This is a genomic window from Streptomyces sp. P9-A4 (assembly GCF_036634195.1).
Classification (GTDB): Bacteria; Actinomycetota; Actinomycetes; order Streptomycetales; family Streptomycetaceae; genus Streptomyces.
The window spans coordinates 6219608-6234002 of sequence record NZ_JAZIFY010000001.1; the positions used below are offsets into that span (position 1 = coordinate 6219608).

Genomic DNA, 14395 nt, shown 5'->3' on the forward strand with positions numbered 1-14395 from the left:
ATCGGGCCGGTTCTCAGTTCGAGCTCTTCGACGGGTCCTTGAGGCCGACGGTCGCGTAGTCGATCTGCCCGCTCCAGGAGATGTGGCCGTAGGCGCCGGCGATGTTGGTGCCGACGAGGAGTGAGCGGCGCTTCATGGCTCCGGGGGCGACCGGGGCCTTGGCGAGGATCTGTCCGTCGAGCTCCTGCCACGCCTTGTTGGCCTGGCCGCCGTCGGTCATGGCGGCGATCTCGTCCATCCGCTTCATGACGGCGTCGTCCTTGAAGAGGGAGTGGTTGCCGGAGTTGCCCTTCTCCTTGATGTAGCGGCCGTCGAAGACGAAGGGGAGGAAGGTGGTGCCGGAGGGGAAGTCGGGGCACCAGCCGGTGTAGACGAGGTCCGTGCGGTTCTTGGTGTCGCCGATGGTGTCGTAGAAGGCGGACGGGTCGACGGTCTCGATGGTCACCTTGATGCCGGCCCGGCCCAGGGACTGCTGGACGGCCTCACCGATCGCCTTGTCGTTGATGGAGACGGTGAGGCTGGTGGAGAAGCCGCCGCCCTTTCCGGCCTCCTTGAGCAGCTGCTTGGCCTTCTCGGGGTCGCCGGAGAGCGGGATCTTCAGGGTGTCGGGCTGCTTTCCGCCGGTGAAGAGGGAGCCGGGCATGGCGGCGCTGGAGGCGTCGGTGACGGCCGGGCCGCCGGTGGCGGTGACGATCGCCTCCCGGTCGAGGGCCCACTGCACGGCCTGGCGGACCTTCACATTGTCGAAGGGGGCGCGGCCGGTGTGCATCTGGACCATCTCGGTACAGCTGCTGGACTCGGCGAGCAGCCGGGCCTTGACGTCGGCCTTGGTGAGCACCTTGGAGATGGACTCGGGGCGGAGCTGGGCCCAGGGGACGGCGGAGGCGTCGGAGCCGGAGGAGGCGATGAGCCGGTCGTCGATCTGGTTGCCCTTGAGGCCCATCGTGACGACGATCCGGTCCGGGTACGCCTTGCGGACGGAGTCGCTCTTCGGGTCCCAGTGGGTGTTGCGGACCAGGACGATCTGCTTGTCACGGGCGTACGTGTCGATCTTGTACGGTCCCGAGGAGAACGGGCGGTTGTCGTACTGGGGCCCCTTGTCCTGCTTCGGCGGCACGGGGGCGAAGGTCGGCAGGGTGGCGGCGAAGGGGAACTCGGCGAAGGCCGTGTGGAGTTCGAAGACGATCGTGCGGGCGTCGGGTGTCTTCACCGAGTCGAGGTGCTTGCCCTGGGCCGGCCCCTGGTACCCCTTGGCACCGGCGAGGTAGCGGGCCGCGTAGTCGGGGCCGCCGGGCAGGTCGGGGGAGAAGGACCGCTCCACGTTGTACTTGATGTCCTGGGCGGTGATCGGGGTGCCGTCCTCGTACTTCAGGCCCGGCTTGAGGCGGAAGGTCCAGGTCTTGGCGCCGTTGGACGAGGTGCCGAGGTTCTCGGCGAGGTCGGGGACCAGTTCGCTGCCGCCGGCGCCGGGTGCCGCCTTGTAGGTGACGAGGGTGCGGTAGAGCAGCCGGGTGCCGAAGTCCATGTCGGGCATCACCCAGTTGCGGGCCGGGTCGAGGTGGGTGAAGTCCTGGTTGGAGAGGACGTTGAGCGTGCCGCCCTTCTGCGGGGTGCCGCCGAGGACCGTCCCCACGGTGGTGGTCGCGGGGTTCTTGCCGGTCCGGCCGCCGCCGGACTTCTCTCCGCCGGAGCATCCGGTCACGGCCAGGGTCAGGGTCGTCACCAAGGCGGTGGCCAGGACGTACGTGCGCTTGTTCATGGGTGGTCACTCCGTGGAACAGTCGGACAGCCGAAGGCAGCTGGAATGTGACCGGTAACATAGTAATGTGAAATTGCACTGACAAGCTATCGGGAGGGCTGTTACCCATCCGTGTCCGGGAGGTGTCGCGCCGATGTCGTCCCATCGGTCATGCTCCCGGTTCGGGGTCTTGGCAGGCTCAGTGCAATGTGAAATATTACTGAGGTGCCCACGAGACAAACCTCGGACGTCATCGTCATCGGCGCCGGCGTCGTCGGCGCAGCCTGCGCCCACTACGCGGCCCTCGCCGGCCTCTCCGTCACCGTCGTCGACCGCGGCTCCGTCGCGGGCGGCACGACCGGAGCGGGCGAGGGCAACCTCCTGGTCTCCGACAAGGAGCCCGGCCCCGAACTCGAACTCGCCCTCCTCTCCACCACGCTGTGGACCGAACTCGCCGACCGGCTCCCGCCGACCGTCGAGTACGAGGCCAAGGGCGGCCTCGTCGTCGCCTCCGGCGAGGCGGGACTGAACGCCCTGCGCGAGTTCGCGGCCCACCAGGGGAAGGCGGGTGTCGTCGCGCACGAGGTGCCGGGTGACCGGCTCCACGACCTGGAGCCCCACCTCGCACCGGGCCTCACCGGCGGATTCCACTACCCGCAGGACTCTCAGGTGATGCCCGCCCATGCTGCCGCGCGGCTGCTCGGCACCGCCGGCGACCGGGTTCGCCTCGCGCTGGGGGAGGAGGTCACCGGCCTCCTGACCGGCGCGGGCGGAGCGGTCCGCGGGGTGCGGACCGCGACCCGCGAACTCCACGCGCCTTATGTGGTGAACGCCGCCGGGACCTGGGGCGGCGCCGTCGCCGGGCTCGCCGGCGTCGACCTGCCCGTACTGCCCCGCAGGGGCTTCGTCCTGGTCACCGAACCGCTGCCGCGCGTCGTCCGCCACAAGGTGTACGCCGCCGACTACGTGGCCGACGTGGCCAGCGGCTCCGCGGCCCTCCAGACCTCCGCGGTCGTCGAGGGCACCCCGGCGGGCCCCGTCCTCATCGGCGCCAGCCGGGAGCGCGTCGGCTTCGACCGGAGCCTCTCCACCGAGGTGCTGCGCCGCCTCGCCGCCGGTGCCACCTCGTTGTTCCCCGTCCTCGGCACCGTACGGGCGATCCGCACCTACCTCGGCTTCCGCCCCTATCTGCCCGACCACCTGCCCGCCATCGGGCCCGACCCCCGGGTCCCGGGGCTGCTGCACGCCTGCGGACACGAGGGCGCGGGCATCGGGCTCGCACCGGTGACCGGGCAGATCGTCGCCGCCTGTCTGACCGGCGCCGAACCTCCCCTCGACATCCGCCCCTTCCGGCCCGAGCGCTTCGACACCACCGCCACCGCGACCGCCTGAGGCGCGCACCCACCGTCACGAGAGGAGGGCCCGTGGCCCGCACACCCACCGACCTGGTCGGTGCACAGCCCGACCCGCCGTTCGAGATCACCTTCGACGGCAGGCGGGTCACCGCCCTGCCCGGCCAGACCGTCGCAGCCGCCCTGTGGGGCGCCGGCATCCTGGCCTGGCGCACCACCCGGGACGGCGGCCGGCCACGCGGCGCCTTCTGCGGCATCGGCCAGTGCTACGACTGCCTCGCCACCGTCAACGGCGAGCCCAACCGGCGCGCCTGTCTGGTCCCGGCCCGCCCCGGCGACGCGATCACCACCCAGGAAGGACACGGCCATGACCGCCTCGGCGTCTGAGCCGAAGGACCCGTCGGCGTCCGGACCGTACGACCTCGTGGTCGTCGGCGCGGGCTCCGCCGGGCTCGCCGGAGCCGTCACCGCCGCCGGACTCGGCCTCTCCGTCGCCCTCCTGGACTCCTCGACCCAGCCCGGCGGGCAGTTCTACCGGCACCCGGCGCCCGCCCTCGGCGCCGTACGCCCCGAAGCCCTGCACCACGACTGGTCGGCCTTCTCCGACCTGCGCCGACGCCTGGCGGAGAGCAGCGTCGACCATCTGACCGGACACCATGTGTGGTCCGTCGTGCAGGAGGCCGACGGGAGCTGGGCCGCGCACGCGGTCACCGGCGCCGACGGTACGGCGGAGGCACCCGTCCGGGTCCGCGCCCGCGCGCTGCTGCTCGCCACCGGCGCGTACGAGCGCCAGCTGCCCTTCCCCGGCTGGACCCTGCCCGGCGTGGTGGGCGCCGGGGGAGCGCAGGCCATGCTCAAGTCCGGGCTCGTGCTGCCCGGCCGTCGGGTGGTCGTGGCCGGCAGCGGCCCGCTGCTGCTCGCCGTCGCCTCCTCGCTGGCCTCGGCCGGAGCGCGGGTGCCGGCGGTCGTCGAGGCGGCCGGATACCTGCGGTACGCCCGTACCCCCCGTGCCCTCGTCACCAACCCGCGCAAGGCCGTCGAGGCCCTCGTGCACGGCGCCGCACTGGCCCGGCACCGGGTGCCCGTACGGCTGCGCAGCGCGGTGACCGAGGTGCACGGCACCGACCGGGTGGAGGCCGTCACGGTCTCCCGCCTGGACCGCGACTGGCGGCCCGTACCGGGGGCGGGCCGCCGGATCGCGTGCGACGCGCTCGCCGTCGGACACGGCCTCGTGCCCCAGATCGAGCTGGCCACGGCCCTCGGCTGCGCCACCCGTGTGCTGCCGGACGGCACCCTGGGCCTGGACCTGGACGACCTCCAGGAGAGCTCGGTGCCGGGGCTGTGGGCCGCGGGTGAGACCGGCGGCGTGGGAGGCGCCGAACTCGCCCGTACCGAAGGCGAGCTGGCCGGGCGGGCGATAGCCGCCCGGCTGCTCGGCCGCCGCGCCGGTGCGCGGCCGGCGGCCGGTGCGGTCGCCGGTCTCCGGCGCCGCCGGGACCGGATGCGAGCCTTCGCCGACGTGATGTCCGCCGCGCACGCCCCCGGCCCCGGCTGGCCGGGCTGGCTGGCCGACGACACGGACGTGTGCCGCTGCGAGGAGGTCCCCGCGGGCCGCATCCGCGAGGCGGTCGACGAGCTCGGGGCGCGCGACGCCCGGACCGTCAAACTCCTCACCCGGGCCGGCATGGGGTGGTGTCAGGGCCGGATGTGCGGAACGGCCGTGGCGTGCCTCGCGGCCCGTGGCGGCACCCCCGAGCCGCCCGCCGAGCGGCGTCCGTTCGCCGTGCCCGTATCGCTGGCGACGCTCGCCGCGCTCGACGGGACGGCGGACGGGAATGCCGAACCCTCCCGGTAGCGGCTCGGGCCGCGCTGCCGGCGGCGGCCGGGACGCCGCTGCCGGCAGCGGCATGGAAAGCCCTTCCGAAGAACCCCGAAAGTCGGTGGAGACCCCTTGCGGGCTCCCCCTTCCCTGCTAGTAAAATGTCACACATTACAGAAAGGTCGTCGAGATGAACGCCACCACCTGGTCCACCGACCGTCCCTGGCGCGGAATCATGGTCGCCACCACCTTGCCCTTCAAGGAAGACCTCTCCGTCGACTACGACGCCTACGCCGAGCACGTGGCCTGGCTGATCGCCAACGGCTGCGACGGCGTCGTCCCCAACGGCTCCCTCGGCGAGTACCAGACGCTCACCGCCGAAGAGCGCGCCCAGGTCGTCCGTACCGCCGTCGCCGCCGCCGGTGACGGCGCGCGGGTCATGCCCGGTGTCGCCGCCTACGGCAGCGCCGAGTCCCGCCGCTGGGCCGAGCAGGCCGCCGAGGCCAGCTGCGGCTCGGTCCTGCTCCTGCCGCCCAACGCGTACCGCGCCGACGAGCGTTCCGTCGTCGCCCACTACGCCGAGGTCGCCGAGGTCGGCATCCCGATCGTCGCGTACAACAACCCGATCGACACCAAGGTCGACCTCGTCCCGAGCCTCCTCGCCAAGCTGCACGGCGACGGCAGCATCGTCGCCGTGAAGGAGTTCAGCGGCGACGTCCGCAGGGCGTACGAGATCGGCGAGCTCGCCCCCGAGCTCGACCTGCTGATCGGCGCCGACGACGTCCTCCTGGAACTGGCCCTCGCCGGCGCCGTCGGCTGGATCGCCGGCTACCCCAACGCCTTCCCCGCCAGCTGCGCCGAGCTGTACCGCGCCGCCGTCTCGGGCGACATGGCCACCGCCCGGTCGCTCTACTCCTCCCTGCACTCCCTGCTCCGCTGGGACTCCAAGGTCGAGTTCGTCCAGTCCATCAAGCTCTCCATGGACATCGCCGGCCGCAAGGGCGGGCCCACCCGTCCGCCGCGTCTCCCGCTCGTCGGCGCGATCGACGCCGCCGTGCGCACCGCCACCGAGAAGGCCGTCGCCGACGGCCACCGCTGACAGGACCCACCGCCGGTCGCCGGGACACCCCGGCCACCGGCCGCCCCGGCCGCACCGGGTGCCGCTCCGACCGTTCCGACCGCCCACCGAAAGGAACTCCGTGCGTACGCGTCATGTCTTCCACGCCGTCGACTCCCACACCGAGGGCATGCCCACCCGGGTGATCACCGGAGGCGTCGGTGTCATTCCCGGCGCCACCATGGCCGAGCGCAGGCTCCACTTCATCGAGCACCTGGACCACCTCAGGACGCTCCTGATGTTCGAGCCGCGCGGCCACGCGGCGATGAGCGGCGCGATCCTCCAGCCGCCCACCCGCCCCGACGCCGACTACGGAGTCCTCTACATCGAGGTGTCGGGCCTCCTGCCGATGTGCGGCCACGGCACCATCGGGGTCGCGACCGTCCTCGTCGAGACCGGCATGGTCCCGGTGTCCGAACCCGTCACCACCGTGCGGCTCGACACCCCGGCGGGCCTCGTCTCCGTGGACGTCCTGGTGGAGGACGGCGTCGCGAAGTCCGCCACCTTCACCAACGTCCCCGCCTTCAGCGTCGGCCTGGACCGCGCCGTGGACGTCCCCGGCTTCGGCAAGGTCGTCTACGACCTCGCCTTCGGCGGCAACTTCTACGCCTTCGTCTCCCTCGACGACCTCGGGCTGCCCTTCGAGCGCGACCGCAAGGACGACCTCCTCGCCGCCGGGCTGGCGATCATGGACGCCATCAACGCCTCCCCGGACCGGCCCGTGCACCCCACCCAGCCCGAGATCGCCGGGCTGAAGCACGTCTACCTCACCGCCCCAGGCTCCGACGCCACGCACTCGCGGCACGCGATGGCCATCCACCCCGGCTGGTTCGACCGCTCCCCGTGCGGCACCGGCACCAGCGCCCGGATGGCCCAGCTGCACGCCAGGGGCGAACTCCCGCTGGACCGCGACTTCGTCAACGAGTCCTTCATCGGCACCCGGTTCACCGGCCGGCTCACCGCCGGGACGGAGGTCGGCGGCTTCCCCGCCGTCATCCCGACCGTCACGGGCCGCGCCTGGATCACCGGCACCGCCCAGTACTTCCTCGACCCGGACGACCCCTTCCCCGGAGGCTTCCTCCTGTGATCACCGACATCACCACCCTCGTCTCCCGCAACCCAGCGGACCCGGACGACGTGCTCGTACGCCTCACCACCCCGGGCGCCTTCGCCGCCGCCGACGCCGTCGAGCGGGCCCGCACCGCCCAGCCCGGCTGGCTCCGCGGCGGGGCCGCCGCCCGCTCGGCCGCCCTCGGCGCGGTCGGCGCCGCCCTGGAGGCAGCGGCCGAGGAACTGGCCGACCTCGCCGTGCGCGAGGTCGGCAAGCCCCTCAGCGAGGCCAGGGCCGAGATCGCCCGCGCCGCCGCGATCTGGCGCTACTACGCCCAGGCGCCGTACGAGCCCACCGGCGCCGTCCACGAGACGGCGGCGGGGCCCGGACTGCTCCTGAACCGGCGCCGCCCGCACGGCGTGGCGGGACTCGTCACGCCCTGGAACTTCCCCTTCGCCATCCCCAGCTGGAAGGCCGCCCCCGCGCTCGCGGTCGGCAACACCGTCGTCCTCAAGCCGGCGCCCGAGGCCACCGCGTGCGCCCTGCGGCTCGCGGAGATCATCGAGCAGGCGCTGCCGGAGAAGGTGTTCACCGTCCTGCCGGGCGGTCCCACCGAGGGCAACGCCCTCGTCTCGGCCGCCGACGTCGTCTCCTTCACCGGCTCCACCCCCGTCGGCCGGGCCGTCGCCCGCGCGGCGACCGCGCGGGGCATCCCCGTCCAGGCCGAGATGGGCGGTCTGAACGCGGCGATCGTCCTGCCCGACGCGGACATCGGCCAGGCGGCGGCGCACATCGCCGGGGCCGTCGCGGGCTTCGCGGGCCAGAAGTGCACCGCCACCAGCCGGGTCGTCGCCGTCGGAGCCGCCCTCGACCCGCTGCGCGAGGCCCTCTCCGAGGCCTTCCGCGCGATCCGGGTCGGCGACCCCGCCGATCCGGCCACGGTCTGCGGGCCGCTCGTCCACGAGAGCGCACGCGACCGGGTCGCCGAAGCCTGGCAGGGGGTCTCCGCGCTCGCCGGAGCCACCGTGCCCGCCAGGGCCGGCTGGTTCGCCGACCCGACCCTGGTGGAGAGGGTCCCGCCGGGCCACCAGCTGCTCAACGAGGAGGTGTTCGGGCCCGTCGCGGCCCTCCTGCCCGCCGACGACCTCGCCCACGCGGTACGGATCACCAACTCCGTGCCGTACGGACTCGTCACCTCGGTCCACACGGCCGACCTCAACGCGGCCCTGTACGGACTCGACCTCGTCGACACCGGCATGATCCGGATCAACGCCCCGTCCACCGGCGTCGACTTCCACCTGCCCTTCGGCGGCTCCAAGCAGTCCGGCCACGGCCCGCGCGAGCAGGGCAGGGCGGCCCTGGAGTTCTACACGTCGTCCCGCACGTACACCCTGGCCCCCGCGGGCTCCGCGGCGTGACATCGTACGGTGGTGACGCCGGCCGAACCGAAGGGACCACCACCGTCATGGGGCACCTGACCCACCGCGACCTGAACGCCTCCCGCGAGCGGCTGCGCGACCAGGTCGCCCACGCCCTGCGGGCCGCCCTGATCTCGGGGGAGCTGCGGCCCGGCGTGGTGTACTCGGCGCCCACCCTGGCCGAGGACTTCGGGATCTCCGCGACCCCCGTCCGCGAGGCGATGCTCGACCTGGCCCGGGAGGGTCTGGTCGAGCCCGTCCGCAACAAGGGGTTCCGGGTCACCGAGGTCGACGGGCGCGACCTCGACCAGTTCACCGAGATCCGCGCGCTCGTCGAGATCCCGACGGTCGTCCACGTCACCCGGTCCGCCGCCCGCGAGGACCTGGAGGCGCTGCGCCCGGTCGCCGAAGAGATCGTGCGCGCCGCCCGCGAGCACGACCTCATCGGCTATCTGGAGGCCGACCGGCTCTTCCACCTCACCCTCCTCGGCCTCGCGGGCAGCGAACGCCTGGTCGAGACCGTCGGCGACCTGCGCAAGCGCTCGCGGCTCTACGGGCTCACCGCCCTGGACGAGAGCGGGAACCTGATCCCGTCGGCCGAGGAGCACATCGAGCTCCTGGACCTCATGCTGGCCGGCGACGCCGAGGGCGCGGAGGCCTGTATGACCCGCCACCTGGGCCATGTCCGCTCGCTGTGGGCCAAGGACGACGGACCGGCCGGAGTCTAGGGCCTGTCGTCACACTCCCGCCTGCCCCACGACGCCTGGCACGCGCTCTCGCCGCACCGGGCGAAAGCCCGAGTACGGTCCAGTACGAGGGCTTCCGCCCGGCACGCCGAGAGCACGCACCAGACGCCGCGGGGCCGCCCTTCGGGCGACGACGGGAGTGTGACGACAGGCCCTAGGCGGTGTCTTCAAATGATCGCTGCTGGTGGATCATGGTTGCGTGATACGTCGTCATGAGCTGTCTGATGCCGAGTGGGAGTTCGTCCGGCCGTTGCTTCCCGTGTCGTTGCGGGGGCGGAAGCGGCTGGACGATCGCAGGGTGTTGAACGGGATCGTGTGGAAGTTCCGGACCGGGACGGCCTGGCGGGATGTGCCCGAGTGTTATGGGCCGTGGGCCACGCTCCACACGCGTTTTCGCAGGTGGGCGGCGGACGGGACGTTCGACCGGATGCTGCGGGCCGCGCAGGCGAAGGCGGACGCGGCGGGCGACATCGAGTGGCTGGTGTCGGTGGACTCCACGGTCGTCCGCGCCCATCAGCACGCGGCCGGGGCCCGAAAAGGGGGCTCCGCGACCCGGCCCTCGGCCGGTCCAGGGGTGGCCTGACCAGCAAGATTCATCTGGCCTGCGACGGGCGGGGCCGTCCGCTCGGCTTCGTCGTCACGGGCGGCAACACCAACGACTGCACCCGGTTCACCACGGTCATGGAAGCGATCCGGGTGCCCCGGATCGGACCGGGACGGCCCCGGGTCCGGCCCGATCACGTGCTGGGAGACAAGGGCTACAGCTCGAAGGCGATCCGTGCCTGGCTCCGCCGTCGGGGCATCCCGCACACGATTCCCGAGCGGGCCGACCAGGTCCGCAACCGGGCCCGGCGAGGCAGCCGCGGAGGGCGCCCGCCGGCCTTCGACCGCGAGGCATACAAGCATCGCAACGTCGTGGAACGGTGCTTCAACCGCCTGAAGCAGTGGCGGGGCATCGCCACCCGATACGACAAGACCGCCCAGTCCTACGAAGCCGCCGTCGCCCTCGCCTCACTCCTGATGTGGGCGTGACATTTGACGACAGACCCTAGGGCCGAATACGTCCGCCGGACCCGGGCGAACGTCTCGACGGGGGACCCCCGATCCGCGAAACTGTCGCCAACAGGCCTTCAATCAGGCGTCGTTGGACAGATTTCGTGCATCTACGGGGGAGAACATGTCAGGACTTGCCCTTCGCTGGTCGGCGCGCGCGGCGGGTGCGGTGGCCGGAGCGTTACTGGTCACCGGCGGTACGGCCGGCGTCACCTTCGCGGCCGACACCGACCGCACGGCCGTCGCCGCGGCCTACCTTCCCACGGTCGACATGGGCAACACCTTCGCCGTGGTCGCGACCACCCACCCGGACACCGTGGGCTGCAACGGCTACAAGGTCGTCGGATCGGGGACGTCCACCGGCAAGCCGCTCACCAACGGCGGCACCTGGACGCAGAACGAGGAGGCGTGCACCGCGACCGTCCCCGGCAAGTGGGACATCAAGGGGACCGCGACGATCACCGAGCCCGACGGTGACAAGCTCAACCTCAGCTACCACCTCAGCGCCCCGCTGACCGCGGACACCCTGGTCTACCCGACCGGCACCTTCACGATCACCGGCGGCTCCGGCAACTACGCCTTCGTCCGGGGCAGCGGCAAGATGAACGCCCGGGTCAACCTGCTGGACCACGACCACGTCAGCAGCACCCTGCTCGGCGACATCGAGTACCTGGGCTGAACCGGCCCCTCGTACGTCGTCCTTCTCGCCGCGCACCTTCAGGGAGCCGCACCATGAAGAGCACGATGCAGGACCGGGAACTGCTCGTCCGCGACATCCTCACCCACGGTCAGCGCGTCTACGGGAACAGCCGGGTGGTGCGCTGCGCCGACGGGCCGGCCGCCCGGTCCACCCAGACCTTCGCCGACATCGCCGGACAGGCCGGACAACTGGCCTCCGCACTGGCCCGGTTGGGCGTGCGGACCGGAGAGCGGGTCGCCACCCTCGCCTGGAACACCCCCGAACACCTGGTGGCCTACCTCGCCGTACCCAGCATGGGCGCGGTACTTCACACCCTCAACCTCCGCCTCCACCACGACCAGTTGGGGTATGTCGTCGAGCACGCCGAGGACGCCGTCCTCCTCGTCGACGCCACCCTGCTCGACATGCTCGTCCCCCTGCGCGACCGGCTGGGGAGCGTACGCCACCTGGTCGTCATCGGTGACGCGCCGGAGCCGGACCTGCCCGCGCACATCGCCGTGCACGACTGGCACGCGCTGCTCGCCGCCGAGCGCCCCGGCTTCGACTGGCCCGACCTGGACGAGCGGGAGGCGGCGGCCCTCTGCTACACCACCGGCACCACCGGCAACCCCAAGGGCGTGGCCTACAGCCACCGGTCCATCATCCTCCACACCCTCGGCGTCTCGGGCGGCGCCGGCTTCGCCATGCACGACGGCGACCGGGTCCTGCCGATCGTGCCGATGTTCCACGCCAACGCCTGGGGCTGGCCCTACTCCGCCTGGCTGGCGGGCTCCGACCTCATCATGAACGGCCGGCAGCTCCACACCCCCGACCTCGCCCGCATCATCAACGAGGAGCGGCCCACCGCGGTCGCGGCGATCTGCACCATCTGGAACAGCCTGGTGCACCACGGCGAGCGCCACCCGCTCGACCTGAGCGCCGTACGCCTCGCGGGCTGCGGCGGCGCGACCCCGCCCCGCGCCCTGCTCACCCGGCTCAAGGAGCGCTACGGGGTCCGTCTCAAGCAGGGCTGGGGCCTGACCGAGACCAGCCCCCTGGCCACCTTCGCGGTCCCCCCGCACGACACCCCGGACGAGGACGAGGTCGGCTGGCTGGCCAAGAGCGGCCGCCTCATGCCCTTCGTCCAGGCGCGGCTGATCGCGGAGGACGGCACCGAACAGCCCTGGGACGGCACCTCCGTGGGCGAACTGGAGCTGCGCGGACCCTGGGTCACCGGGTCGTACTTCAACACCGAGGAGTCCCCGGAGAAGTTCCACGACGGCTGGCTGCGCACCGGCGACCTGGGAGTGATCGAGCCGGGCGGCTGGGTGGTGGTCAGCGACCGCCTCAAGGACGGCATCAAGAGCGGCGGCGAGTGGATCTCCACCATCGAGCTGGAGAACGCGATCATCGAGCACCCCGCTGTCCTGGAGGCGATCGTCGTCGGCGTGCCCGACCCCCGCTGGGAGGAACGCCCCCTGGCCTGCGTGTCGTTGGTGCCGGGCGCCGACGTCGACGGCGACGGACTACGGACGTTCCTCGCCGGGCGGGTGGCTCGCTGGTGGGTGCCCGAGCGCTGGTCGTTCGTGGACGCCGTGCCCAAGACCAGCGTCGGCAAGTACGACAAGCGGGCGGTACGGGCGCTGCACGCGGAAGGGGCACTGGACGTCTGGGTCCCGGGTGAGCCCGGCGGGCAGGCGTCGCCCACGGAGTGAGCGGCCGAGCGGCGCCCCGGACCACCCGGGGCGCCGCTCACCGTACGCCCAGCCGGTTCCCGTACGCCCCCGGATCGCCCGGGGCCTCGTACGCCCAGCCGTTTCCCGTACGCCTCAGGCAGCCGTGAGGCGCGCCGCCTCCGCCAGCAGCTCCCGCTGCCCGTCGGGGCCGAGGCCCAGCTCCCGTACCAGCCGGAGCGTCAGAACGAGATGGGCCTGCATCGTCCGCTCGGGATCCAGGTGCTCACCCGGCGCCGAGCCCGCGTTCAGACCGTCGGTGAACAGCCGCCCGAGGACACCCGCGTCGAAGTCCTCCGCGCCCGCCTCGAGGGAGCCGAGGAACTCCGCGACGTACCCGTCGATCTCCTGCCCCGTCGCGCCCTGCGGGAAGCGGTGCCGGACCGCGATCCCGAAGGCGGCCCCCACCGCCTGCCCGTAATGCGCCCCGCTGGGATCGAGGGCAGCGGACTTCTGCGCGAATCCGATGAAGTCGAACGCCAACAGGGCGCCCAGCACGTCGAGTTCGTTGACACCGGTGACGGTGTCGATGTCGGTGGTCATGACGGCTCGCCTTCTGCCGTGGGGGAGGTGGTCGTGGTGCTGCGGGCGGCGGAGACGACCGCCGCCGCGACGTGTTCGGCGTCCCGGCCGACGAAGCCGATCAGCGCCGAGCCACGGGTACGCATCCGGTACAGCCCCAGGTAGTGGCTGCCGGGCGATGCCCCCAGGCCCTCCGTCTGCCGGGGCTGCCCGGACTCGTCCAGCATCTCCGGATCGAGCCAGCTCCAGTCGGTGCGGAAGCCGGTCGCCCAGATCACCGTGGACGGCTTGACGCGCTCGCCGTCCGCGGCGACCAGCTCGGCGCCCTCGGCCGCCGTGATCCGGCCCACCGTCCGCAGCTCGCCCGCCGCGGCCAGTTCGGGCACCCGGTCGCCCACGATCGGGTCGGGCGCCTGCATGTTCACCGGGAGGCTCATCACACCGATGACGCTCATCCACCAGAACATGTCCCGCCCGAGGACGGTCTGCGGCAGCGGCGGCGAGACCTTGTCGCTGCAACTGAGCACCACACTGTGGGTCCCGGCCAGCTCCGCGGCTATCTGCCGCCCCGAGTTGCCGTCGCCGACGACCACCACGGTGCCGGGCGGCACCTGGGCGGGGCTCCGGTACTCGCTGGTGTGCAGGGTGGGCACGTCCGGGCTCAGCCCGGCGGCGAACTCCGGCAGCCGGGGCGTGCCGAACGGGCCGGTCGCGATCACCACCTGGCCGGCCCGGCACACGCCGTGCGCGGTGGTCAGCAGATAGCCGTCACCGTCGGCGCGCAGCGACAGCACCCGCTGGTCGGTGAGGACCGGAAGGCCGAACCGCTCGACGTAGTCCCGCAGATACGCCACCACCTCGTCCTTGCCGGGGTAGTGCGCGCCCTCGCCGGGGAAGGGCAGGCCCGGCAGCCCGGAGAACTGCGCCGACGTGAACAGCGTCAGCGAGTCCCAGCGCCGCCGCCAGGTCTCCCCGACCTCGCTCCCCGCGTCGAGGACCACACACCGCACGCCCGCCTGCCGCAGGTGGTACGCGGCGGCGAGGCCGGACTGGCCCGCTCCGATGACGGCGACCGGCACGCTGGCCGGCAGGGCGCTCATCGGCCCGCTCCGGCGCTGTTCCGGTCGGCCTGATCTATTCGCATTCCGTTCGTCCTCGTTTCTTGGA

General features: G+C 72.5%; 12 protein-coding genes and 1 pseudogene. 10 read left to right on the plus strand and 3 right to left on the minus strand.

Annotated elements, in window-relative coordinates:
- Positions 1-13: 13 nt before the first annotated feature.
- The gene (locus V4Y03_RS28010; protein WP_332436712.1) at positions 14-1759 is read right to left on the minus strand and encodes an ABC transporter substrate-binding protein; all 1746 of its coding nucleotides are present in this window, start codon (positions 1757-1759) and stop codon (positions 14-16) included.
- Positions 1760-1963: 204 nt separating this feature from the next.
- On the opposite strand from V4Y03_RS28010, the gene V4Y03_RS28015 reads away from it, so the two are divergent.
- The 10 genes and pseudogenes from V4Y03_RS28015 to V4Y03_RS28060 all read left to right on the plus strand — a co-directional run bounded on the left by V4Y03_RS28015 (position 1964) and on the right by V4Y03_RS28060 (position 12688).
- Entirely contained in the window at positions 1964-3130 is a 1167-nt protein-coding gene (locus V4Y03_RS28015) for an NAD(P)/FAD-dependent oxidoreductase (protein WP_317877641.1), read from the plus strand.
- 32 nt (positions 3131-3162) lie between these two features.
- Complete coding sequence (locus tag V4Y03_RS28020; protein ID WP_056555996.1) at positions 3163-3477, plus strand: (2Fe-2S)-binding protein; 315 nt, start codon at positions 3163-3165, stop codon at positions 3475-3477.
- Positions 3458-4945 carry an FAD/NAD(P)-dependent oxidoreductase gene (locus V4Y03_RS28025; protein WP_332436713.1) on the plus strand — a complete coding sequence of 496 codons (1488 nt, stop codon included), beginning with the start codon at positions 3458-3460 and terminating at the stop codon, positions 4943-4945. The genes V4Y03_RS28020 and V4Y03_RS28025 overlap by 20 nt, the downstream gene beginning before the upstream one ends.
- Before the next feature lie 154 nt (positions 4946-5099).
- The gene (locus tag V4Y03_RS28030) at positions 5100-6008 is read left to right on the plus strand and encodes a dihydrodipicolinate synthase family protein (protein ID WP_332436714.1); all 909 of its coding nucleotides are present in this window, start codon (positions 5100-5102) and stop codon (positions 6006-6008) included.
- Positions 6009-6108: 100 nt separating this feature from the next.
- Positions 6109-7113, plus strand: a complete 1005-nt coding sequence (locus tag V4Y03_RS28035; protein WP_317878863.1) for a proline racemase family protein — start codon at positions 6109-6111, stop codon at positions 7111-7113.
- Positions 7110-8495 carry an aldehyde dehydrogenase family protein gene (locus V4Y03_RS28040; RefSeq protein WP_332436715.1) on the plus strand — a complete coding sequence of 462 codons (1386 nt, stop codon included), beginning with the start codon at positions 7110-7112 and terminating at the stop codon, positions 8493-8495. The genes V4Y03_RS28035 and V4Y03_RS28040 overlap by 4 nt, the downstream gene beginning before the upstream one ends.
- A 47-nt stretch (positions 8496-8542) precedes the next feature.
- Entirely contained in the window at positions 8543-9223 is a 681-nt protein-coding gene (locus tag V4Y03_RS28045) for a GntR family transcriptional regulator (protein ID WP_332436716.1), read from the plus strand.
- 277 nt (positions 9224-9500) lie between these two features.
- Positions 9501-10273 (plus strand): annotated as a pseudogene (locus V4Y03_RS28050) (IS5 family transposase).
- Between the two features lie 145 nt (positions 10274-10418).
- On the plus strand, positions 10419-10973 hold the full coding sequence (locus V4Y03_RS28055) for a hypothetical protein (protein WP_317876875.1): 555 nt from the start codon (positions 10419-10421) through the stop codon (positions 10971-10973).
- Positions 10974-11026: 53 nt separating this feature from the next.
- The gene (locus V4Y03_RS28060; protein ID WP_332436717.1) at positions 11027-12688 is read left to right on the plus strand and encodes a long-chain fatty acid--CoA ligase; all 1662 of its coding nucleotides are present in this window, start codon (positions 11027-11029) and stop codon (positions 12686-12688) included.
- A 114-nt stretch (positions 12689-12802) separates the two neighbouring features.
- Here V4Y03_RS28060 and V4Y03_RS28065 read toward each other — a convergent pair whose 3' ends face one another.
- A complete protein-coding gene (locus V4Y03_RS28065) occupies positions 12803-13249 on the minus strand; it encodes a hypothetical protein (RefSeq protein ID WP_332436718.1) in 447 nt (148 codons plus the stop codon).
- Positions 13246-14328, minus strand: coding sequence for a flavin-containing monooxygenase (locus V4Y03_RS28070; protein ID WP_332436719.1), 1083 nt, complete (start codon positions 14326-14328; stop codon positions 13246-13248). The genes V4Y03_RS28065 and V4Y03_RS28070 overlap by 4 nt, the downstream gene beginning before the upstream one ends.
- Positions 14329-14395 lie beyond the last annotated feature (67 nt).

Bases quoted from the DNA above. Each gene is read 5' to 3' on its own strand.
- V4Y03_RS28010 (WP_332436712.1), bottom strand. From the start codon at position 1,759: ATGAACAAGCGCACGTACGTCCTGGCCACCGCCTTGGTGACGACCCTG.
- V4Y03_RS28025 (WP_332436713.1), top strand. From the start codon at position 3,458: ATGACCGCCTCGGCGTCTGAGCCGAAGGACCCGTCGGCGTCCGGACCG.
- V4Y03_RS28030 (WP_332436714.1), top strand. From the start codon at position 5,100: ATGAACGCCACCACCTGGTCCACCGACCGTCCCTGGCGCGGAATCATG.
- V4Y03_RS28045 (WP_332436716.1), top strand. From the start codon at position 8,543: ATGGGGCACCTGACCCACCGCGACCTGAACGCCTCCCGCGAGCGGCTG.
- V4Y03_RS28055 (WP_317876875.1), top strand. From the start codon at position 10,419: ATGTCAGGACTTGCCCTTCGCTGGTCGGCGCGCGCGGCGGGTGCGGTG.
- V4Y03_RS28060 (WP_332436717.1), top strand. From the start codon at position 11,027: ATGAAGAGCACGATGCAGGACCGGGAACTGCTCGTCCGCGACATCCTC.
- V4Y03_RS28065 (WP_332436718.1), bottom strand. From the start codon at position 13,249: ATGACCACCGACATCGACACCGTCACCGGTGTCAACGAACTCGACGTG.
- V4Y03_RS28070 (WP_332436719.1), bottom strand. From the start codon at position 14,328: ATGAGCGCCCTGCCGGCCAGCGTGCCGGTCGCCGTCATCGGAGCGGGC.